The organism is Mucilaginibacter sp. HD30, assembly GCF_054061755.1.
Genome location: NZ_JBSSEO010000001.1, coordinates 829,769 through 850,077, shown reverse-complemented (window position 1 = coordinate 850,077; position 20,309 = coordinate 829,769). Strand labels below are relative to the sequence as shown.

General features: G+C 38.9%; 21 protein-coding genes and 2 tRNA genes. 18 read left to right on the top strand and 5 right to left on the bottom strand.

The window, feature by feature from the left end; genetic code table 11:
- The first annotated feature begins 4 nt into the window (after positions 1 to 4).
- The 3 genes from ACVW2L_RS04070 to ACVW2L_RS04060 are packed head-to-tail and all read left to right on the top strand — an operon-like array spanning position 5 to position 3,313.
- Entirely contained in the window at positions 5 to 712 is a 708-nt protein-coding gene (locus ACVW2L_RS04070; RefSeq protein ID WP_457126676.1) for an LOG family protein, read from the top strand.
- A gap of 20 nt (positions 713 to 732) precedes the next feature.
- Positions 733 to 1,962 carry a TCR/Tet family MFS transporter gene (locus ACVW2L_RS04065; protein ID WP_457126675.1) on the top strand — a complete coding sequence of 410 codons (1,230 nt, stop codon included), beginning with the start codon at positions 733 to 735 and terminating at the stop codon, positions 1,960 to 1,962.
- A gap of 37 nt (positions 1,963 to 1,999) precedes the next feature.
- Entirely contained in the window at positions 2,000 to 3,313 is a 1,314-nt protein-coding gene (locus tag ACVW2L_RS04060) for a TCR/Tet family MFS transporter (RefSeq protein ID WP_457126674.1), read from the top strand.
- Here the strand turns inward: ACVW2L_RS04060 and ACVW2L_RS04055 are convergent.
- Together ACVW2L_RS04055 and ACVW2L_RS04050 are read right to left on the bottom strand one after the other, a co-directional pair.
- Positions 3,282 to 3,875: a DUF502 domain-containing protein gene (locus ACVW2L_RS04055; RefSeq protein ID WP_457126673.1), complete on the bottom strand. Its 594-nt coding sequence runs from the start codon at positions 3,873 to 3,875 to the stop codon at positions 3,282 to 3,284. The genes ACVW2L_RS04060 and ACVW2L_RS04055 overlap by 32 nt on opposite strands.
- A gap of 15 nt (positions 3,876 to 3,890) precedes the next feature.
- On the bottom strand, positions 3,891 to 6,404 hold the full coding sequence (locus ACVW2L_RS04050) for a bifunctional UDP-N-acetylmuramoyl-tripeptide:D-alanyl-D-alanine ligase/alanine racemase (RefSeq protein ID WP_457126672.1): 2,514 nt from the start codon (positions 6,402 to 6,404) through the stop codon (positions 3,891 to 3,893).
- Positions 6,405 to 6,415: 11 nt separating this feature from the next.
- Here ACVW2L_RS04050 and ACVW2L_RS04045 point away from each other — a divergent pair, with 11 nt between their 5' ends.
- The 3 genes from ACVW2L_RS04045 to ACVW2L_RS04035 all read left to right on the top strand — a co-directional run bounded on the left by ACVW2L_RS04045 (position 6,416) and on the right by ACVW2L_RS04035 (position 7,210).
- Positions 6,416 to 6,898 carry a regulatory protein RecX gene (locus ACVW2L_RS04045; RefSeq protein ID WP_457126671.1) on the top strand — a complete coding sequence of 161 codons (483 nt, stop codon included), beginning with the start codon at positions 6,416 to 6,418 and terminating at the stop codon, positions 6,896 to 6,898.
- A 98-nt stretch (positions 6,899 to 6,996) separates the two neighbouring features.
- A tRNA-Gly gene (locus ACVW2L_RS04040) sits at positions 6,997 to 7,072 on the top strand.
- Positions 7,073 to 7,125: 53 nt separating this feature from the next.
- Positions 7,126 to 7,210: transfer RNA gene (locus ACVW2L_RS04035), tRNA-Leu, on the top strand.
- An 83-nt stretch (positions 7,211 to 7,293) separates the two neighbouring features.
- On the opposite strand, the gene ACVW2L_RS04030 is transcribed toward ACVW2L_RS04035, so the two are convergent.
- The gene (locus ACVW2L_RS04030) at positions 7,294 to 7,596 is read right to left on the bottom strand and encodes a hypothetical protein (RefSeq protein ID WP_457126670.1); all 303 of its coding nucleotides are present in this window, start codon (positions 7,594 to 7,596) and stop codon (positions 7,294 to 7,296) included.
- 179 nt (positions 7,597 to 7,775) lie between these two features.
- On the opposite strand from ACVW2L_RS04030, the gene ACVW2L_RS04025 reads away from it, so the two are divergent.
- The 5 genes from ACVW2L_RS04025 (at position 7,776) to msrB (ending at position 13,277) form a co-directional block, all read left to right on the top strand.
- Entirely contained in the window at positions 7,776 to 8,354 is a 579-nt protein-coding gene (locus ACVW2L_RS04025; RefSeq protein ID WP_457126669.1) for a fasciclin domain-containing protein, read from the top strand.
- A gap of 278 nt (positions 8,355 to 8,632) precedes the next feature.
- Positions 8,633 to 10,504 (top strand): hypothetical protein, encoded by a 1,872-nt coding sequence (locus tag ACVW2L_RS04020; RefSeq protein WP_457126668.1) that lies wholly within the window; start codon positions 8,633 to 8,635, stop codon positions 10,502 to 10,504.
- A 63-nt stretch (positions 10,505 to 10,567) separates the two neighbouring features.
- Positions 10,568 to 11,311, top strand: coding sequence for a glycosyltransferase family 2 protein (locus ACVW2L_RS04015; protein ID WP_457126667.1), 744 nt, complete (start codon positions 10,568 to 10,570; stop codon positions 11,309 to 11,311).
- 80 nt (positions 11,312 to 11,391) lie between these two features.
- Positions 11,392 to 12,462: an NAD-dependent epimerase/dehydratase family protein gene (locus ACVW2L_RS04010; protein ID WP_457126666.1), complete on the top strand. Its 1,071-nt coding sequence runs from the start codon at positions 11,392 to 11,394 to the stop codon at positions 12,460 to 12,462.
- A gap of 338 nt (positions 12,463 to 12,800) precedes the next feature.
- Positions 12,801 to 13,277 carry a peptide-methionine (R)-S-oxide reductase MsrB gene (msrB, locus tag ACVW2L_RS04005; protein WP_457126665.1) on the top strand — a complete coding sequence of 159 codons (477 nt, stop codon included), beginning with the start codon at positions 12,801 to 12,803 and terminating at the stop codon, positions 13,275 to 13,277.
- On the opposite strand, the gene ACVW2L_RS04000 is transcribed toward msrB, so the two are convergent.
- Complete coding sequence (locus ACVW2L_RS04000) at positions 13,267 to 13,620, bottom strand: GIY-YIG nuclease family protein (protein WP_457126664.1); 354 nt, start codon at positions 13,618 to 13,620, stop codon at positions 13,267 to 13,269. The two genes, msrB and ACVW2L_RS04000, sit on opposite strands and share 11 nt — an antisense overlap.
- A gap of 84 nt (positions 13,621 to 13,704) precedes the next feature.
- Between ACVW2L_RS04000 and ACVW2L_RS03995 the strand changes: the two genes are divergently transcribed.
- Together ACVW2L_RS03995 and ACVW2L_RS03990 are read left to right on the top strand one after the other, a co-directional pair.
- On the top strand, positions 13,705 to 14,481 hold the full coding sequence (locus ACVW2L_RS03995) for an XRE family transcriptional regulator (RefSeq protein WP_457126663.1): 777 nt from the start codon (positions 13,705 to 13,707) through the stop codon (positions 14,479 to 14,481).
- Positions 14,482 to 14,616: 135 nt separating this feature from the next.
- The gene (locus ACVW2L_RS03990; RefSeq protein WP_457126662.1) at positions 14,617 to 14,988 is read left to right on the top strand and encodes a hypothetical protein; all 372 of its coding nucleotides are present in this window, start codon (positions 14,617 to 14,619) and stop codon (positions 14,986 to 14,988) included.
- A 141-nt stretch (positions 14,989 to 15,129) separates the two neighbouring features.
- On the opposite strand, the gene ACVW2L_RS03985 is transcribed toward ACVW2L_RS03990, so the two are convergent.
- Entirely contained in the window at positions 15,130 to 15,597 is a 468-nt protein-coding gene (locus ACVW2L_RS03985) for a hypothetical protein (RefSeq protein WP_457126661.1), read from the bottom strand.
- Positions 15,598 to 16,046: 449 nt separating this feature from the next.
- Between ACVW2L_RS03985 and ACVW2L_RS03980 the strand changes: the two genes are divergently transcribed.
- The 5 genes from ACVW2L_RS03980 to ACVW2L_RS03960 all read left to right on the top strand — a co-directional run bounded on the left by ACVW2L_RS03980 (position 16,047) and on the right by ACVW2L_RS03960 (position 20,223).
- The gene (locus ACVW2L_RS03980) at positions 16,047 to 16,376 is read left to right on the top strand and encodes an ArsR/SmtB family transcription factor (RefSeq protein WP_457126660.1); all 330 of its coding nucleotides are present in this window, start codon (positions 16,047 to 16,049) and stop codon (positions 16,374 to 16,376) included.
- Between the two features lie 55 nt (positions 16,377 to 16,431).
- Positions 16,432 to 16,989 (top strand): DUF6428 family protein, encoded by a 558-nt coding sequence (locus ACVW2L_RS03975; protein WP_457126659.1) that lies wholly within the window; start codon positions 16,432 to 16,434, stop codon positions 16,987 to 16,989.
- 135 nt (positions 16,990 to 17,124) lie between these two features.
- Complete coding sequence (locus tag ACVW2L_RS03970) at positions 17,125 to 17,541, top strand: arsenate reductase ArsC (RefSeq protein ID WP_457126658.1); 417 nt, start codon at positions 17,125 to 17,127, stop codon at positions 17,539 to 17,541.
- 186 nt (positions 17,542 to 17,727) lie between these two features.
- The gene (locus tag ACVW2L_RS03965) at positions 17,728 to 19,509 is read left to right on the top strand and encodes a tetratricopeptide repeat-containing sensor histidine kinase (protein ID WP_457126657.1); all 1,782 of its coding nucleotides are present in this window, start codon (positions 17,728 to 17,730) and stop codon (positions 19,507 to 19,509) included.
- 75 nt (positions 19,510 to 19,584) lie between these two features.
- Positions 19,585 to 20,223, top strand: a complete 639-nt coding sequence (locus ACVW2L_RS03960) for a response regulator transcription factor (RefSeq protein ID WP_457126656.1) — start codon at positions 19,585 to 19,587, stop codon at positions 20,221 to 20,223.
- Positions 20,224 to 20,309 lie beyond the last annotated feature (86 nt).

The following is a 20,309-nucleotide window of genomic DNA, read 5'->3' as shown; positions in this document are numbered from 1 at the left end:
AGATATGACCGGAGACGAAAAATTAAGAAGAGCATTTGATAACAAGAACTGGCAAGAGATAAAGGTTACCGACTCATGGCAGATATTTAAAATAATGGCCGAATTTGTTGACGGCTTTGAAAAACTGGCTAAAATTGGCCCATGCGTATCTATTTTTGGATCTGCACGTACCAAAACCGATCATATGTACTATCAGATGGCCGAAGATATTGCCCGTTTACTTTCGGAAAGAGGTTACGGAGTAATATCTGGCGGCGGGCCGGGAATTATGGAAGCCGCCAACAAAGGCGCTTACGAGGCCGGCGGTAAATCTGTAGGATTGAATATTGAACTACCTTTTGAGCAGTTTCATAATAAATATATAGACAGGGATAAGATTTTGGAGTTTGATTACTTTTTCATTCGTAAAGTAATGTTCATGAAATACTCGCAGGGTTTTATTGTGCTGCCAGGTGGTTTTGGCACAATGGACGAGGCGTTTGAAGCGATGACACTGATACAGACAGGTAAGATAGCCCGTTTCCCGATAGTGTTTGTAGGCACCGATTACTGGGGCGGTTTGTTTGATTGGGTATCAAAAAACATGCTTGAAAAAGAACACAACATACATCCGGACGATTTGAACCTATACCGTTTAGTTGATACCGCAGAAGAAGCAACTGAACATGTTTTCCGTTTCTATGATAAGTATGTATTGAAACCTAATTTTTAATCAATCACTTATCTTAATTAATGGAACTACCCGAAAAGCAAAAGAAAGCAAGCCTGGGCTTTATTTTTGCCACTTTACTTATTGATGTTATGGGCTTGGGTATTATTATACCTGTTGTACCCAAACTGATTGCACATCTTATACACGGCAACATTAGCGATGCTTCAGCTTATGCAGGCTGGCTTACGGCAGCTTATGCGATAATGCAGTTTGCATGCGCCCCTTTTATAGGAAATTTAAGTGACAAGTTTGGCCGCAGGCCGGTGTTGTTATTTTCTTTGTTAGGGTTTGGTGTTGACTATTTGTTTTCTGCTTTTGCACCAACGATCGCCTGGTTATTTGTAGGGCGAATTGTAGCAGGTATTACAGGAGCCAGTTTCACCACAGCCACCGCCTATATAGCTGATGTAAGCGCGCCTGAGAAGCGCGCGCAAAACTTCGGAATGATTGGAGTGGCTTTTGGTCTCGGCTTTATTATAGGGCCTGTAATTGGCGGCGTACTGGGCAAGCATGATATGCATTACCCGTTTATAGCCGCGGCTTTATTGGCTTTTGCCAATGCAACATACGGATACTTTATGCTACCAGAATCATTACCTATTGAGCACAGGCGACCGCTTGACCTAAAAAAGATCAATCCGTTTACATCTGTTTTTCAATTAAGAAAATATGATTCCGTAGTTGGCCTGGCTGTTGTTTTATTTTTGGTTTATTTTGCTGCACAAGCCGTACAAAGCGTATGGACATTTTATACCATGTATAAGTTTCATTGGAACGAAGACTGGGTGGGTTACTCTTTAGGTTTTGTTGGATTGATGATAGCGGTGGTGCAGGGCGGTTTGATAAGAATAATATTACCGAAACTTGGCGAGCAGCGCAGCATTTGGGTGGGCTTGTTATTATACGCTGTAGGATTAATGCTCTTTGCATTTGCCACAACAGGCTGGATGATGTTTGCAATATTGGTTCCCTACTGCCTTGGCGGTATAGCCGGGCCGGCCATACAGGGTTATATGAGTAATAAGGTGCCCGCAAATGAGCAGGGTAATTTACAAGGCGGCCTTACCGGGTTAATGAGCCTGAGCTCTATATTCGGGCCATTGGTGATGACAGAGTCTTTTTATTACTTTACGCGGCCTGATAATAAAGTGCATTTTCCGGGGGCACCGTTTGCAATTGGCTCGCTTTTAATGCTGATAGGGGCATTATTAGCGATAAGAAGTTTTAAAAGAAACACAAAGTTAACTTAGTGGTTATTAGTAAAATTTAACTTCGGCCTTTTAAAATATGTCTGCACAACTTCCGCCTGAGTCTGATAATGTTTCTGCAAAAAAACCCGGCAAAAAGCGCTCGGCGGCATTAGGTTTTATTTTTATCACCATTTTTATTGACGTGTTGGGTTTGGGTATAATTGTACCTGTATTACCTAAGCTTTTAGAAACACTTGGCCATATAGATGTAAGCACAGCTTCAAAATACAGCGGCTGGCTCAATTTTGTATATGCCAGTATGCAACTGCTGTTTGCCTCAATTATAGGCGGCCTTAGCGATAAATATGGTAGGCGCCCGGTACTCCTCATCTCTTTATTTGGCTTTAGTATAGATTATCTGTTTATGGCCTTCGCCCCTTCTATCGCCTGGTTGTTTGTGGGCCGGTTTATAGCAGGTGTTGCCGGTGCAAGTAATGCTACGGCCACGGCCTATATTTCTGATATCAGTACCGGCCATAAACGTGCTGCAAACTTTGGTTTAGTGGGTGCCGCTTCGGGTTTTGGCTTTATTATTGGCATTGGACTGGGTGCCTATCTGGGCGACCTCAATTTAAAATTTCCGTTCCTGGCTGCCGCCGGGTTTGCATTTTTTAATGCTTTGTACGGATTCTTTGTACTGCCGGAATCATTAAAACCACAGCACCGCCGCAATTTTGAATGGCGCCGGGCAAATCCTGTAGGTGCATTGATTACCATTTTTAAACGCCACCCTGAATTGGGGGGATTAATAAGTGTGCTTACGCTGGTTTACACGGCGCAAAAATCCGTAGAGTACCTTTTATCGTTCTATCTATTTGAGAAGTTTGAGTGGACGCTAAACAGCGTAGGAACATTGGGTATTTTTATCGGTGTGTTGCTTGTTGCCATACAGGGAGGACTGATCCGTTACACCATACCTAAATTTGGTCAGCAAAAAAATATAGTGGCAGGGTTGATTTTTTATGCAGTCGGGCTTATTCTAATAGCATTTGCAACCCAGGGATGGATGATGTATTTGTTTATGATCCCTTATTGTCTTGGTGGTATAGGCGGCCCGGCTTTGCAGGCATTTGCTACAGAAAAGGTTGCTAAAAACGAGCAGGGTGAACTACAGGGAGCAATAACGATTGTTAACAGCCTGAGTGTTATTATAGGCCCCTTGCTGTTTGGTTATACGTTTTATGCCTCTACTAATAAAAATGGCGCGTGGTATTTCCCAGGCTTTTCCTACCTGATAGGCGCCTTAATGGTGTTAATTGCGATGTTTATTGTGATAAGAAGTTTCAGAAAGGCTGATGCTGCCAAGCATAAGCGCGTGCCTAATCCAGTCCGCTTACCCCTCCAGAAATAACAAACTTCATCATATCAGCTGCATTTCTATCAATGGGTTTAACTTTATCTGCAGCTATAATTACAACTTGCCCTGCAAACGAGTAGGAATAAGGAAAATAAACCGCTACATCCCCCGGCAGCCCAAGTTTTGTTAGATCTTTTTGAACCAAAAAACCTATTTTTTTTAAGCCGACCTCGTTTACTTCAACAATTACTGCCTCGTTAAACTTCTTTTCGTCGCCTACAAAAGCAACAGTCAAATCTTTTATAGATGAGTATAGAAATTTAAATAACGGCAGCTTATTGATCCATCTGTTAAACCATTTTTTAATGGGATCAGTAATTACATTGGTTACCAGCACGCCGGCAATCATTATCACAACAATAACGTTTAGAATACCCAATCCGGGAATATGGATGGGTTCGCCTTCTTTATCAGCTAAGATAACATCACTTAAATTAAGGGCGTTATCAATTGTTGATACTGCCCAATAGATCAAAAACATAGCGGCGCCGATAGGAATAACAACTATCACACCTTTCAGAAAATAATTTAACAGCGCCCCAAGTATCCTCTTCATGTTTTCCGAATATTTCTACTCGTAAAAGTACACCCTTTTTACGCGTTGTGAAATATTAGTTAAAATTTCATAGGGTATGGTTCCAATTTGGGTGGCCAACTCCTCTATACGATATTCATTATTGAAAACTATAACGTCATCCCCTTCTTCTACATTTAGCGCAGTAACATCTATCATGGTCATATCCATTGATATATTGCCTATGGTGGGGACAAGGGTACCGTTAACTAACATTTTGCCAACGCCATTGCCAAATGCGCGCAAGTAGCCATCTGCGTAACCTATACGCACTGTGGCTATTTTGCCGTTATCAGCCATCAAACCTTTTCGCGAGTAACCTATCGTATCCCCGGCATTCACCTTGCGCACTTGCGAAACGCTGGTTTTCAAAGTAGCAATGGGTTGTAAGCCACTTTCTGTAGGCGATACAGCTGCATCAACACCATATAAGCCAATCCCTAACCTCACCATATCATACTGTGCTGCGGGCCAGCGCGTAATACCTGATGTATTGCACAGGTGTTTAATTACTTTATATCCTAAAGCTTCCTCTATCTTTTTATAGGCGGCGTCAAACCGTTTTATCTGCGTCTCGGTAAAACCGTCGTGCTCCGCGGCATCGCTTGCTACCAGATGAGAGAATACCGATTTAACCTGTATGTACTTGTTTATTTCAAGCATATCACAAAGCGTATCAACCTCAAACTCTTCAAAACCAAGGCGATGCATACCCGTATCTAACTTAATATGTACCGGGTAGGCAGAAATTTCATTCAGCTGGGCATATTTAACAAATTCATCCAACAAACCAAAGCTGTACATAACCGGCTCCAATTTATATTCAATCAGTTTATCAAATGCAGAATATTCGGTGTTCATTACTGCTATAGGCAGCGTTATGCCGGTTTGTCGCAAAGAAACTCCTTCATCCGCGTAAGCAACAGCCAGGTAATCTACTTTGTTATATTGCAGCATATTAGCCAACTCAAAAGTCCCGCTGCCGTATGAGAATGCTTTTACCATGGCCATGACCTTAACACCTGGTTTTATTTTGGCCTTATAATAATTCAGATTATTAAGCAAAGCATTCAAATTGATCTCCATCACGGTCTCGTGGTTTTTCTGCGATAGCAATCTGCTTATCCGTTCAAACTCAAAACTGCGCGAGCCTTTTATCAGGATGGTCTCGTCTCTAAACCGTAAGCTACTTAGTTTAGCCAGTAAGGCATTGGTATCAGCAAAAAAATGCTTTTCTGGCACATCAATGGCATCCTGCCTTCTCATAAGGGCGTCTCCCACGCCAATAAACCTGTCTATGGTTTTACTATGCACAAGCTCAGCCACCTGTTTATACAATAGATCATCCGTCAATCCCGACTGAAAGATATCAGATAGAATAAGTGTCTTCTTTTTATGCTGATTTTGTTGATTTAGAAAATTAAGTGCAATCTCCAAAGATTGGATATCAGAATTATAAGTATCATCAATAACAGAGCAATCATTTGTCCCGGTTTTAAGCTCCAGGCGCATACTCACGGGACTAAGCCGCTCAATACGCTTATCAGCTTCAACCGCCGAATAACCCAATGCCAGCATTGTTGCCCAGCAAGTTATAGCGTTCTCAACAGAGGCCTCGTCAGTAAATGGAATAAGGCACTCTATTTCCTGCTCTTTGTATTTTGCCCGCAAGTAGTAATTTTTGGAGATAACCGTCTCGCTGAAAACGTACAGATCAGCCTGCCTGAAGGTGCGGCTCCAGGTAAAACAGGTGTCAGCTATTATTTCGTCTTTGTAATCTGTTACCTGGTCGTAATTATAAATTACCAATCTGCAGCCAACAAATAACTTCAATTTTTCGCGCACTTTGCCTTTAAAATCCTCAAAGCCTTCATTGTGGGCAGGGCCCAAATGGGTAAGTACACCAACCGACGGTTTGATAATCTGTTTTAACCGCTCCATTTCACCAGGCACAGAAATACCGGCCTCAAAAATGCCCAATTCGTTTTTTTCAGTCATTTGCCACACAGACAGGGGCACCCCTATTTGCGAGTTATAGCTTTTGGGGTTACGCACTACATTTTTATCAATGGCAAATAACTGGTATAGCCATTCTTTTACAATAGTTTTGCCATTACTGCCTGTAATGCCTATTACTTCAATATTAAAGCGATCGCGATGATAGGTAGCCAATTGCTGCAATGCAGAAAGCACATCAGGTACGATAAGGAAGTTTGCAAGAGGTAACTTTATCTCAGGCCCTTGCTTTACTACAAAATTTCGAATACCGGCAGCGTAAGCCTCGGCAATAAAGGCATGCCCATTGCGCCTGCCGCTCAGTGCAAAAAACAAACCATCGGCAGCATTGGTAATGCGGCGGCTGTCAGTAAGCAATACGTTTATAACGTCATCTATAATAATATCGCCTTCGGCCTTAATAATATCTTTAACCTGCTGAATGGAGTACTGATTGCTGAGCATATATGACGCTAATTTGCTTATATTTCTGCCAATAGAAGAAATTTTTGGCATTTTTGGTTTTAATGGACGTTCCGAAAAAACAAAAAATAATTGATGAGAAGCTTGCGCTTGACAAGGCCGGGCATTATTGTGCCTACCAGGAGCGCTCACAACAGGAAGTTAGAGATAAATTATACGAGTGGGGTCTTTGGCCTGCCGCGGTAGAAAACATAATTGTAAAGCTTATTGGTGATGGCTTTTTAAATGAAGAACGCTTTGCTAAAGCATATGCTACAGGTAAATTCAGGCAGAAGGCCTGGGGCAAAATTAAAATAAAACAGGGTCTTAAACTAAAGAAGGTGCCTGATGTTTTGATAAAGAAAGCGCTAAACGGAATTAATTACGATGACTACCTGGAAACCTTGCGCATTATAATTGAAAAGAAATCGACTATATTGAACGAAAGCAATGCTTATAAACGCCGTTATAAGCTGCAACAATACGCGTTGGGCCGTGGCTTTGAAAGCGATCTGATAACGGAGGTTTTGAAAGACAGCGAGTTATAAAAACATTCAAAAAAAATATAGTTTTCCCTTGCAGAATATCCTTTTCTGTCTATATTTGCACTCCGCAAACGCGAATGTGTTGAACGGAAATACAAAATGCGAAAGTAGCTCAGTTGGTAGAGCACGACCTTGCCAAGGTCGGGGTCGCGAGTTCGAATCTCGTCTTTCGCTCCAATAACTCCCTTCTGAACTAACAGAGGGGTTTTATTTTTAAAAGGTTAACGCCTGCTCAGATGGTGGAACTGGTAGACACGCAGGACTTAAAATCCTGTTCCCGTAAACGGAGTGCGGGTTCGATTCCCGCTCTGAGTACAAAGCCTGATACACGCCCGTATCGGGCTTTGTTGTTTTAATACGTTAGATCAAGATTACTGTACCTATTGAGGCTTTTTACATTAGACGTTCTTTCCGGACTTGTTTTGTTTTTCAGGTTGAGGTACCTGCGGCGATTCATTTGATTTAGCTAACGAGATCAACCCTCCCATAGCTCCCAGATTCATTGAGTCTAATGCAGAACTTGGTACAATAACCATAGACCCTTTTTCTTTTAACCCTTCAAACAACATATTCATCCCTCTAAGATGCAAGGCCACCGGATTATTAACATAGTGCAGGCTTGCCTCTGCAATTTCTGTTTCGGCAGTCCCAAGTATAACCCTTGCTCTACGTTCTCTCTCTGCCTGTGCCTCCTTGCTCATGGCATCGTTTAGATTTCAAAATTTAATCTTTTTTAACACCAAACCTGTAAGAAATTCTGACTTTTGAAAGTATGAAGCCTGGTAAACGCCCTATATAGGCATTGTTGTGTTAAATAAATTACAGTTTAATTCTTACATCTGCCAACTCAAGGCACGGTATTGGCATACTGTAACAGACTATGAAATTGATACTGTTAGGCATCGTTTTTTGTGCAGTTATAAATACAGCTGCTGCACAAAACCAAACCCCCACTCCTATCGCTGTAAAAAACAGACCGGATGAGCTGATGGATCCTAAAAAAGACATTCCGGCAAATATCTTAGCGCTACAGCAATCTTCTATATTTTTAAGATCTCTTGATGTTAGTGGCCTAACTCAAACCTTCAATAACCCTGGACCGTTAACCGTTTTTTTACCAGCCGACAGCGCGTTTAATAAATTATCGCCCGGTATGCTGGATGCCCTGTTAACGCCTAAAAAAAAGCACGATCTAATTTCTTTAATAACTTACCATGTTTTACCGGGTAAAGTTTCTGCTAAAAATATTGCTAAAGAAATAGGTCGGGGCAAAGGACTGGCTGTTTTTAGAACACTCTCAGGCGCCTCGCTAAAAGCACAGTTTGACGAGAGCGGAAATATTATACTGATTGACGAAGCTGGTGGTAAAAGTACTATTCAAAAAAGCGATCTGAAACAGCATAATGGCCTGATACATCTGGTCTCGGCTGCGTTGATACCTAAAATAAAACAGATTTAAATTTATTTCATAGACTATAAAAAATTGCAAATGTGAGCTTTTAGCGCGAGTAACAAATTAACTTTAATGCAAATCAAAAGAATCGGCTTTTTTGGACACAAGTATAACCGCTCACATATACATCTGATTTATAAATTAACATTTGTCTATCAAATATATTATCTTTGGTAGCAAACGGGAAGCGATCAAGACGCTTATCTTAACTACCCTAAAATCCGTTTACCTTTAAATAAATAAGGTGACCTGATTTAATACAAAACTTAAACCGTTGCATAGACATGGAGAACCAAATTCTTGACAAGAAAAACAGATACATTCTTTTCCTATGTGTATTTTTCTTTGGTTTCCTTTTGTTCAAAAATTACCAATACCAATTGTTTGATAACCTAGACCCATCATGGATCTTTACATTAAATTATGCGTCTTCGCACAATTTAATGTATGGTAACGACATTGTATTTACTTACGGTCCTTTAGGATTTCTTGGATATAATAGCATTGTCGCCGGACTGGATATTCCTTTGCTACTCCTTTCTATTATTATAAAAAGTGGGTATTCAATTTATTTCTTTTTTATAATCGCTGATGTTGCTAATAAAATAATAAAAAACGAGTCGAAAGATTTGTCAACGGTTGTCAAATATATTTTGGTACCCTGGTTTTTTTTTAAATTCGCAGTGTACGGTGAATTCACAATATTTTTTTTGATATGTCTAATTCATTCAACGATAGTGATTCTTTCGGATCGTTTACAATCGCCGCTGTTCGCGTTCCTGGCATTTAAAAAAACACTTGTTGCCGCATTTACAGGTTTTACAACATCAATGCTTTTTTTTGTAAAGGTTAGCTTCTTCCCTTTTTTAATTTTAGTGTCTTTTTTAGTATTAATGGCATTTCTAATTAAGAAACAAGGAAAGAATAGTATTATTTTCTTGATATCCGCGATAACGACTTTTACTGTTATTTATTTATCAACTAATATCAATTTATCAGGCTACCTTCTCAATTCTTTAGAAATCATTAATGGATACAAAAAGGCCAATCAAATATTTACGTGGCCCAACTATAGTTACGATGTATACCTGAGCATCGCACTAATACTACTTTCCACGGGATTGCTGTTAACAAAAACTCCGGTTGAATTTGTTAAAAAGAATATTCTATTACTTCCGTTGTTCTTTCTGACCATTTATTTTCTATTTATATATTCTTACACCCGTGGTTTTACCGGAGGACTTATATTCAATGTGTCGTTCTTTGCTATAATTTTATTTTGGTTATCCACTCTTCACGGCAATGATGTTGTCTCACGGCAGTCTAACAATGTCATAATATTGATTCTCTTCCTGAGCTTTGTATTTTACGCGGATAAAACCAGCGTCATTCAGAAAAAAACTTTCTACAGTAAGATACCTTCAAAATTTTTAAATAAATCTGAAACTTTTGACATATACCCTTACTTAACATCTCTTTGCTATAGCAACGGATTAAGGTATTTACCCCGACCTGTTTTGCAGTCATACTCCGCTTATACGAAGAAATTAGATTCATTAGATGCCTCTTTCTTTGCTAATAAAAAAGTAGATAACATCATTTTTCATAGTAATAAAACTGGAGAATTTGGCGGGATTAACACAATTGATGGTAGATATTTTATGTATGATGAGCCTTTAAGTAAATTAGAGATTTTAAAAAGTTATTACGTTAAGAATCAAATTAACGATTCCTTATTTATCGCTTCCAAACGACAGAAACGTTTGTCACTCAATTTAAAGTTAATAAGGAGAAAAGTAATTAAGCTTAATGAAGTTTACCAGGTAAACGCAGATAGCAACAAACTTTTATTTTTTATAGCTACAGTTGATTATACTAGGAAATCAAAATTACTTTCGCTGATTAAGCGCATGCCTTATTTAAGGGTAAAACTATTTTTGGATGGCGGAAGAGATACTACTTTTAATTTAGTATCGGATTTACTTCAACATCCATGTGTGTTAAACAAATACTGCGCAGATTATAACGACTACTTTAAGTTAATGAATACTTCTTCCACTCTTACTAAGTTACCAAATATACGGGGTATAAAATTTCTTGCCAACGTAGGCTCTTACCAAGATGTGATTGATTTTAAGGTGTACGAAGCTTTGTGAGTTATGCTTTTAAAAGGATGCATATCGTCAGGAAAAAATTAATTTTCTCTAAATCAAAATAGAATGCTCAAATTAAGTGTAGTAATACCTGCTTACAACGAAGAGGAGACGATTACCGAAACGATTACCACGCTTTATCAACGGTTATCTGAGGAAAATATTGATCATGAAATTATTGTAATAAACGATAATTCAAAAGATGCCACATTAGAAATTTTAACAAATCTTTCTTTAACCATTCCGTCTTTAAAGTTTTTTACTAATACCGGACTAAATGGCTTTGGCTTTGCGGTGCGTTACGGTTTAGAGCGTTTTGAGGGAGACTGCGTAGCAGTAATGATGGCAGACCTTTCTGACAGTCCTGACGATTTGGTTAAGTATTATTATACAATGCTTGCTAACAAAGTGGATTGCGTATTTGGATCGCGATTTATAAAAGGAGGCAAAGTTTATGACTACCCTAAGTTGAAATTAATCATCAACCGTATAGCAAACGCTATTATTAATATTAGCCTCGGCATTGGTTATAATGATTCAACTAATGCTTTTAAGTTATATAGAAGGCATACAATAGATGGTATAAAACCATTTTTAGCACCCCACTTTAACTTAACAATTGAATTACCATTAAAGGCTATAGTCCGAGGTTATAGTTATGTGGTGGTTCCTAATACCTGGCGAAACCGAAAAGCCGGTAGATCTAATTTAAATATAAAGGAAATGGGTAGCCGCTACCTTTTTATTTTATTATATGTACTTATTGAAAAGTTTTTTTCAAAAAGTGACTTTAAAAAGAAATGGGACTAATTAAAAATACTCTTTGACAAGTTTACCGGCACTTACAATTATATTATGCCAATTTTTCAATTATATAATTCAAATGATACATGAAAATATTGATTACCGGTATTTGCGGTTTTGTTGGATCTTCAATCGCAAAAGAATTACTCAAAGACAATCCTGGTGCAGAAATTTTCGGAGTAGATAATTTTTCTAGGTCAGGAAGTTGGATTAATAAACCAATTCTTGAAAGTATAGGCATAGAGATCTACCACGCAGACGTGCGCCAAGCCAGCGATTTGCAGGTTCTGCCACGGGCAGATTGGGTTATTGACGCAGCCGCAAACCCAAGCGTGTTAGCAGGAGTGGACGGCAAGACCAGTACGCTACAGTTAATTGAAAATAATTTATTTGGCACCATTAATTTATTAGAATATTGTAAGAAACATACCGCGGGCTTTATCTTACTATCTACCAGCAGGGTTTATTCAATACCACCACTTGCTTCTCTTAAAGTTAAAACAGTGAACGGTGGGTACGTACCTGATGAGAACCAGCATTTTGTAACAGGTTTAAGCGGTGCCGGAGTATCTGAAAATTTCTCAACAGCATCGCCAATCTCTTTATACGGCTGTACAAAACTTAGTTCAGAGCAGTTAGCTTTAGAGTATGGCATAACATTTGGTTTTCCTGTATGGATAAATCGTTGTGGGGTTATGGCCGGAGCTGGGCAATTTGGTCATCCGGGGCAGGGAATTTTCGCCTATTGGATACATAGTTTCAAAGAACAAAAAGAACTTAAATATATTGGATTTAATGGTACCGGTAGCCAGGTAAGAGACTGTTTGCACCCTAAGGATTTGATCCCATTATTTAAAAAACAATTTATGGAAGCACTATTAAGCACCCAACCACGCATAATCAACATAAGCGGGGGGATTGAAAATAGCATGTCTTTAGCTCAATTAACACATTGGTGTGTAAAAAGATACGGAGAAAAACAGATTATTTCAAGCAATACAGAACGCCCATTTGATATTCCATGGATGGTGCTTGATTACTCAAATGCAAAAAAAACATGGGATTGGGCACCAAAAACCTCAATAACAGAAATCTGTGAGGAAATAGCGGGTTTCGCCGAAACTCAAAATAATTGGTGTGATATTTCATCTTCTTAATTGTAGACTGCCGATCTATCTTTTACATACTTTGAAATCTGACCTATGACGACAAACTGCAACTAACCAATAAATGTATCATTAACAATGTAATAAGAATTGGTAAAATGTAGGCGTTTTAAGCTAAAAGTTATGTATCACAAAACCGTTTTTATTAATTAGGGAGCACTATTTTCTTATTGTTAGCTACTTGATTTTTAAAACAGCCAGACACATTTCTTGGCAAAACAGTCTTTTTAAATTGAGTCTTTAACTGGTGAGATGCCATTTAAATCTACTTTTTTATGACAAACCGATAACTTAGGTTTTGCGTAATTTTGATAAACACAATAAAAAATATGAGAAAGATAGCAGCAAGCCTGTTAATATTATTTAGCATAGTTGCGGTAGGTTGCCAGGATAGCAATGGCCAGCAGGTTAAAAGAACATTGGCCAAAACCGATGCGGAGTGGAAAAAGATACTTACGCCTAACCAATACCATATTATGGTTGAAAGCGGTACCGAGCAACCGTTTCAAAATGCCTATCATGATAATCACCAAAAAGGTGTATATGTTAGCGCAGCAACCGGCGAAGTCCTTTTTTCATCAGAAGATAAATTTGATAGCGGAACGGGTTGGCCCAGTTTTGTAAAACCCGTTGATGCTAAAAAAGTAGAAATAGTTGTAGACAACAGCTACGGCATGGAGCGCGACGAAGTTATTGAGCGTAGCACCGGCTTGCATTTGGGCCATGTGTTTGATGATGGCCCTAAGTCTCGCGGCGGCAAAAGATACTGCATGAATTCGGGTGCGCTTAAATTTATCAAGCAGTAAGCCTTCTGTTTACGTTAATTGAAGGTCGCACTTGTTGCGGCCTTCTAACACCACTCTCAAAATTTAGCGCTGCAGTAAGGTCTATCCAATCAGGGTTAACAGGCCTGATCATTCTTTCTTTTTGCGGGCGGGTGTATGTACTTACCATTTTAAAGCGCTCCATCGCCATCTCTTCGTTATTTATCTCTTCAAAATAAACCAGGCGATTTAGCTGCTTTGAGTTATCAAAGAACAAAGTAGGCATCTCATTATAAAATTTGATGGTTTTTAACAGGTCTGAACACAGGCCAACATGCAGGTTATTGCGGTTTCTGTCGGTGATGATATAAATAAAGCGCTTCATTTGATAATAAAATTTGCTGATGAAAAAATAATTACTAACTTTATGAGCATAAAATTACTAATTATTTTAGCAATTCCAAGTTTTATGGCAAATATTTCTTTAAATATTAAATTCCTCCGGAAGAAAAAAGGTCTTACCCAGCAACAGTTTGCAGATGAGGTAGGTATAAAACGGTCATTAGTGGGTGCGTATGAAGAAGAACGCGCAGAACCCAAGTATGACTTACTAAAAAAAATAGCAATATATTTTGATATTAGTCTTGACGACTTTATTAATGAAGAAATAAACGAAAAATGGGCGCCCAAACCGAAAGGCAATCCTGATAATTTGCGCATTCTCAGCATATCAGTAGATAAAGAAGATAACGAGAATATAGAAATGGTGCCTGTAAAAGCCGCCGCCGGTTATTTAAATGGATATGCTGATCCGGAATATGTGGCCAAGCTGCCCAAGTTCTATTTGCCGATGTTTAAACAAGGGACTTACCGGGCTTTTGAAATTAATGGCGACTCTATGCTGCCGCTAACATCAGGCACAACCATAATAGGCGAATATGTTGAGAACTGGGCAGATGTTAAACCCGGCCAAACGTATGTGGTGGTATCAAAAACGGAAGGCGTGGTTTATAAACGCATAGGCAATAAATTTAAAGACAATAAGAAACTAAAGCTGGTATCAGACAATCCTGTTTACGATCCTTACGAAATAAACGGGGAGGATGTGCTTGAATTATGGAAGGCCAAAGCCTATATATCTATGCAATTACCAGAGCCTACGCCAGAGCCTACCATGGAAAGCCTCACCAATATGATGGCGCAGATGCAAAGATCAATAAGCAATTTACAGCAAAATAAAAATTAGATCATTCTATTGCGGGGATAAATAATGGCGTCAAAAGTTGATGATTTTATACAGCAACATTTAAGTTACATAGTAAAAATTAAACCTTTAGCGTATACCTTTATCTTACACTAAAACAATAAAAACCGTAGAAAAATGAAAAAAGTATTATTAGTAGGCGCTTTCGTATTAGGCATCAGCGCTGTTAGCTTCGCACAAGGCGGTGGCCAGGGCGGCGGCAGAAGAGGTGGTACACCTGAACAACAAATTGAGCGTTTAAAAACTTCAGTTACAGGTATCACCGATGATCAAACAGCTAAATTAATGGTTGTTTACCAAACTGCTGCTAAAAGCAGAGATAGTTTAACTACTGCTTTAAATGGCGATTTTGGTGCTATGAGAGAAAAAATGGCTCCGATTACTGCAGCTACGACCGCAAAGTTAAAAACTATTTTAACTGCTGACCAGTTTGCAGCTTACGAAAAAGCACAAGCCGCACGTATGCAAGGTGGTGGCGGTCCTCGCTAATTTACCTCTTATGTTCTAATAAAAAAGCCTTCCCTAATTCCGGAAGGCTTTTTTATTGTTCCAATATTTTTTAAGAAAAAAAATCCGCCCTGATAAAATCAGGACGGAAACAAAAACTAAAAAGGGTAACTTGTAATGTGCTTATTTAATAGCTTGAAAAAAAGCAAGGCCTTCATTTGGAACTGCTTTCAAAATAACCTCTTTATTTCCTTTTACCAGGTCAACAAAATAAACCAATGGCTCTACAGTAGTATTTTCGTATTGTATAACATGGCTAACAGTATAGTCGGCGTATTTAGCTTTAATCTCTTTACGGTTAGTTTCAGGTAAAAGCAATAAAGATACTTCTTGGGTGCGACCAAGGTAATCTCCTTCAAGGTCATAAAATGCAGTGAATTTTCCGCTTTCGGTAACAAACTCAACTTTTTGGCAGTTTGGAGTTACTGTCCAAACAACATTTGAAGCATTTTCAAATTCGGCAGAGAATTTGGTAAGTGCAGTATATGATACGTTTTTCTCACCATCAGCTTTAGCTTTTTTTCCACCATCTGCGAACGCAGTTACACTAAACATTGTAGCGATTGCTGCTGTAATAAATAATTTTTTCATAGTCTTAAATTTTAAATCCATAACAAAAGTAAGGCAACGTTAATGATTTGGCAAATAAATTTGAATTTTTATGAAAATTTCATAACAATGGGTAATAAGGGATGCTATTTTTTCATATTTTCAAACAACAAGGTGTACAAATTACAATATCTTCAATCAGCTTAGTGTATAAAATACAATAAGAAAATTCAATTGTGTAACAAACACACTAACATAAACCTAAAACAGACCAAAAAGTGCCAAATTTTAATTCTAACGCCATTTTTACACCAATTTAACACAATGACACTTTGCTGACAAACGTGTTTTTTACTGCGATTTTACCGTAATTTCAGTTATAAAATTCTACCCGTTTTGAACTAAAATTTAACTGAAAAGGCTTCATTTTCAACAAAATCCTTTAACGATTTGCTATTCAAATTATCATATCGTAATATTGCGATATAATAATGGGCGTAACACGTACAGATATATTCTCTGATGAGCAAAACCGTTTAGCGGTTATGCTGAAAGCTATTGCGCATCCGGCACGCATTGCTATCCTGGAACACATTATAAAAGCCAATGCCTGTATTTGCGGTGATTTGGTAGATGAACTGGGACTTGCGCAAGCAACCATATCGCAACACTTAAAAGAACTGAAAAATGCAGGGCTTATACAAGGCACCATTGAAGGTGCAAGCGTTTGCTACTGTATTGAGCCTAAGGCCTGGGCCATGTTAAAAACAAACTTGAATAAGTTTTTCGATTCGTATACCGAGCCTAAAAGCTGCTGCTAAAAAAATTTGAATACAACCATCGTAATATTGCAATAACACATTATATACAGTTAGCATGGAAACAATAAAATGGCAAATGTTTAAAGAACAATTAATTGCCAATACAGCGTTAACGCTACAATTTAAATACGCCGAAGACAAATGGGTAGGTGCCGCTTATCATATAACAGAGATAAAACAAGCACCCATCACCTCTGTAGACTGTGGTGGCGTAATGAATGCCTGGACCGAAATTATAGTGCAGCTTTGGGAACCTTTGGGTAAAGCAACAGAAAGAGCCATGCAAGTAAGCAAAGCGCTATCTATAATTACTGTGGTTGAAAAAGCTTTACCCTTAAACCCAAATGGCATAGTTAAAATAGAGTTTGGTAACTCAAAATTTGATACGCGGCAAATGCTGCCGCAGGCTTTGCTTATTGAGGGAGATAATCTTGTGGTGGATCTTCGGCCCGACACAGTGCAGTGCAAGGCAATTGAAAGAGGTGGCAGCTGCGGTACCGATGAAAAAGGCGATGAGTGCTGCACACCCGTTACAGCAGCTAAACCAATTACCCAATTAAAAAATCTGGCGGTTGCTACTGATTGTTGTACACCTGGTTCGGGCTGCTGTTAAATGTTAGCCGTTATTATTAAATATAAAAAGGCAATTGTAATCACAACATCAGTTGTGGTTTTGCAATTGATCTTTGGTTGGGATGCAAAATTCTTCATCATCAATCTTATATGGTTATTAGTGTAATTTATATATATGAAGAAAGTTTTAGTACTATGCACAGGCAATAGCTGTCGCAGCCAAATGGCACACGGATATTTACAGTTTTTTGCTGGTGATGCCGCACAGATCTACAGCGCGGGTATAGAAACCCATGGCGTTAACCCTAAGGCCATTAAGGTTATGGCAGAAGATGATATCGATATATCCGGTAATACATCCAACAATGTGAACGAATACGCCGCTATAGATTTTGATGCAGTTATAACCGTATGTGATAATGCTAACGAGGCTTGCCCCTACTTCCCCGGTAATGTGCAGCGCTTTCATCAAAACTTTCCTGACCCTGCAAAGGCAACAGGTTCGGCAGAGCAAATACTGGATGAGTTTAGAAGCGTGAGAAATATGGTAAAAGCTTACTCAGCAGATTTTGTGCTCAAGCATCTTCAATAACGAGTATTTTGTATAAACTGTTAATAATAAGCCTGATATTTATTAATAAGTATGGGGCGTATTGTTAATTAGTGGTAGCTGCTATCGCTCAGGCTTACATCTATACATATGGTTAACACCCTATTGCGATTATAATTGTTTATATTGCACAAGCTCCCGCTTTATAAACCATTACAATTTTAATTGATGAAGACACGGTATTGTGCATTATTGCAGAAATTCTGCTTACGTTTTTTTGCATTCCTTTGTCTTCCTCTTTTTTCATTTGCAGAAGATCCCGCTATATTAAAATCTGATTCGCTTTACCGAAAAGCCGACTACCGGCAAGCTATTTCTGTTTTAGAAGCTCGGCTTACCCTGGCTCAAAAAAACAAAGAAAACGTCATCAAAATAGTTCTGTATAATAGTTTAGGCAAGGCTTATTCACAATTGGGCGAAAGTGTTGAAGCACTGAAGAATTATCAGCTGGCTATAAAAATGACCGAAGTAACCGGCGACAAACAACGCACCGGGAAGATCTTAAAAAACATAGGCGCACTTTACGAGGAACAGAAAAACTTCACGCAGGCCCTATCCTACTATGATAAGGCACAGGATATAGCCATAGCAATTAAAGATCAATCGTTATTAGCCGACTGTTATAATAACAGGGGTATTATTTACGAACAGCAATTGAAATATGATAATGCCTTGGCGGTTTATAAAAAAGCGCTTGCTATTTACCAAAAGCTGAACATACCTGACAGGATAGCGCTTAGCTTAAATAATATTGGTATCGTATATAAATTCCAGAAAAAATTTCCCCAATCGCTTGAGTATTATAACCGGTCGCTTATATATTCTGAAAAATTGGGTGATCGTTTTTTTGTGGCCGCTAACCTTAATAATATGGGCAATGTGTATGCCTTAATGAGCAATTACCCTAAAGCAATAGAATTTAATACCAGAGGCTTAAAAATTGCCGAAGATATTAAAGCGACCAATATTATGGTAGAAGCTTACGGTAGCCTGGCAGATGATTATGCGGGAATAGGTGATTTGCAAAAAGCTTTAGAACTAAAGAATAAATTTATTGCCGTTAAAGACGAATATATCAATGTGGAACGCTCAAGCCAAATGGCAGAAATGCAAACCCGCTATGAAACCGAGAAAAAGGAAAATCAGATCGTCACATTAAAACAACAACAGCAAATAAGCTCGCTTAATATTGAACAGCAGCAATTGCAGCTGCAAAAAAGAAATTACCAGGTATTAACTATAACAGGTGTAACTATCAGTTTGGTAATTTTTGGCTATTTGTACAATAATCGGCAGCGCGCAAGGCAGCAATTAGATAAACTGAAGGCGATAGCCGACACCGAAAAACAAGAACGCACACGTATTGCTAAAGATATACATGATGATATGGGCTCGGGCCTGTCAAAGATCATTTTGATGTCGGGCATGATAGAGGAGAAAATAAAAACAAGCGGCTACGGAACTAAAGAGATCAGCAGCATAAAGCAAATATCGCAGGAGTTGGTAGACAATATGCGCGATCTTATTTGGGTGCTTAACCCGGAAAATGCTACCCTTGATAATTTGGTGGCACGTATACGCGAGCACTGTTCAGACTACCTTGACGGCCTGTTGGTTAAAACTGAGTTGGATATACAACACGATGTGCCTTATGTGCGCATATCGCAACAAACACAGCGCAATATATTCTTAACCATTAAAGAAGCCCTGCACAATTGTGTGAAACATGCCAATTGCGACAAAATAACTATCGGGCTTACTTTTAAGGACGGCTTGCTAACCGTTAGCGTTACAGATAGTGGTAAAGGCTTTGAAGCCGATGAGTTGAAACGCAAAGGCAATGGGTTGCGTAATATGCAGCAGCGGATGCAATCAATAGGCGGAAAATTTACAATTAACTCCGGCTTGGGCCAGGGTACAACCATACAAACCAGTATACAACTGGCTTAACACGAATATGCCCCAATACCATAATACTACTTTAGTGTAATTGATGGTATTGTTATATAGGTATAATTTTATAGCATGGCAATAAATGTGGCGATAATAGAAGACCAGCAGGACCTGCGCGATGTGCTTGTGGTACTTATAAATGGCAGCAGCGGGTTTAGTTGTGCCGGCGCATTTGAAAATGCGGAGGACGCCATCACTTCCATCCCCTTGCTTAACCCGGATGTGGTTTTGGTAGACATCCACCTGCCCGGCCAATCAGGCATAAGCTGTGTTGGTAAGTTAAAGCAACAATGTATAGATACACACTTCGTAATGTGTACTTCGCTTGAAGATAACGAAAGCATATTCAACGCCCTTAAAGCGGGCGCAGCAGGGTATATCTCAAAATCATCTTCGCCTGTAAAAATACTGGATGCCATTACCGACGCCTATAATGGCGGCGCGCCCATGAGCAGCCAGATAGCACGCAAGGTAGTTGCTTCGTTTCAACCCGATAAAAACGCTAATTCAGAATTACAGAAACTATCGGTGCGTGAACAAGAGATCTTACAGTACCTGTCAAAAGGTTATCGTTATAAAGAAATATCGGGCCTTTTGTTTATCAGCATAGAAACAGTACGCAAACACATCCACAATATTTATGATAAGCTGCAGGTAAACTCCCGTACTGATGCGCTTAATAAAATTACTAAAGGCGGTATCACCTGGTAACGCTCCGACCCTTACAATTACAACTAAAGTGTAATTGATGCCCACCCGCTTGCTGATTAGGTTTGAGAAATAAAAAATCACCCTTA

What these genes read in the sequence shown, in the direction of transcription:
- ACVW2L_RS04070 (WP_457126676.1), top strand. Translation starts at nt 5, where the DNA reads ATGACCGGAGACGAAAAATTAAGAAGAGCATTTGATAACAAGAACTGG.
- ACVW2L_RS03965 (WP_457126657.1), top strand. Translation starts at nt 17,728, where the DNA reads ATGAAGACACGGTATTGTGCATTATTGCAGAAATTCTGCTTACGTTTT.
- ACVW2L_RS04045 (WP_457126671.1), top strand. Translation starts at nt 6,416, where the DNA reads ATGGACGTTCCGAAAAAACAAAAAATAATTGATGAGAAGCTTGCGCTT.
- ACVW2L_RS04050 (WP_457126672.1), bottom strand. Translation starts at nt 6,404, where the DNA reads ATGCCAAAAATTTCTTCTATTGGCAGAAATATAAGCAAATTAGCGTCA.
- ACVW2L_RS03970 (WP_457126658.1), top strand. Translation starts at nt 17,125, where the DNA reads ATGAAGAAAGTTTTAGTACTATGCACAGGCAATAGCTGTCGCAGCCAA.
- ACVW2L_RS04055 (WP_457126673.1), bottom strand. Translation starts at nt 3,875, where the DNA reads ATGAAGAGGATACTTGGGGCGCTGTTAAATTATTTTCTGAAAGGTGTG.
- ACVW2L_RS03975 (WP_457126659.1), top strand. Translation starts at nt 16,432, where the DNA reads ATGGAAACAATAAAATGGCAAATGTTTAAAGAACAATTAATTGCCAAT.
- ACVW2L_RS04020 (WP_457126668.1), top strand. Translation starts at nt 8,633, where the DNA reads ATGGAGAACCAAATTCTTGACAAGAAAAACAGATACATTCTTTTCCTA.
- msrB (WP_457126665.1), top strand. Translation starts at nt 12,801, where the DNA reads ATGAGAAAGATAGCAGCAAGCCTGTTAATATTATTTAGCATAGTTGCG.
- ACVW2L_RS04000 (WP_457126664.1), bottom strand. Translation starts at nt 13,620, where the DNA reads ATGAAGCGCTTTATTTATATCATCACCGACAGAAACCGCAATAACCTG.
- ACVW2L_RS03985 (WP_457126661.1), bottom strand. Translation starts at nt 15,597, where the DNA reads ATGAAAAAATTATTTATTACAGCAGCAATCGCTACAATGTTTAGTGTA.
- ACVW2L_RS04015 (WP_457126667.1), top strand. Translation starts at nt 10,568, where the DNA reads ATGCTCAAATTAAGTGTAGTAATACCTGCTTACAACGAAGAGGAGACG.
- ACVW2L_RS04065 (WP_457126675.1), top strand. Translation starts at nt 733, where the DNA reads ATGGAACTACCCGAAAAGCAAAAGAAAGCAAGCCTGGGCTTTATTTTT.
- ACVW2L_RS04030 (WP_457126670.1), bottom strand. Translation starts at nt 7,596, where the DNA reads ATGAGCAAGGAGGCACAGGCAGAGAGAGAACGTAGAGCAAGGGTTATA.
- ACVW2L_RS03995 (WP_457126663.1), top strand. Translation starts at nt 13,705, where the DNA reads ATGGCAAATATTTCTTTAAATATTAAATTCCTCCGGAAGAAAAAAGGT.
- ACVW2L_RS04010 (WP_457126666.1), top strand. Translation starts at nt 11,392, where the DNA reads ATGAAAATATTGATTACCGGTATTTGCGGTTTTGTTGGATCTTCAATC.
- ACVW2L_RS03980 (WP_457126660.1), top strand. Translation starts at nt 16,047, where the DNA reads ATGGGCGTAACACGTACAGATATATTCTCTGATGAGCAAAACCGTTTA.
- ACVW2L_RS03990 (WP_457126662.1), top strand. Translation starts at nt 14,617, where the DNA reads ATGAAAAAAGTATTATTAGTAGGCGCTTTCGTATTAGGCATCAGCGCT.
- ACVW2L_RS04025 (WP_457126669.1), top strand. Translation starts at nt 7,776, where the DNA reads ATGAAATTGATACTGTTAGGCATCGTTTTTTGTGCAGTTATAAATACA.
- ACVW2L_RS03960 (WP_457126656.1), top strand. Translation starts at nt 19,585, where the DNA reads ATGGCAATAAATGTGGCGATAATAGAAGACCAGCAGGACCTGCGCGAT.
- ACVW2L_RS04060 (WP_457126674.1), top strand. Translation starts at nt 2,000, where the DNA reads ATGTCTGCACAACTTCCGCCTGAGTCTGATAATGTTTCTGCAAAAAAA.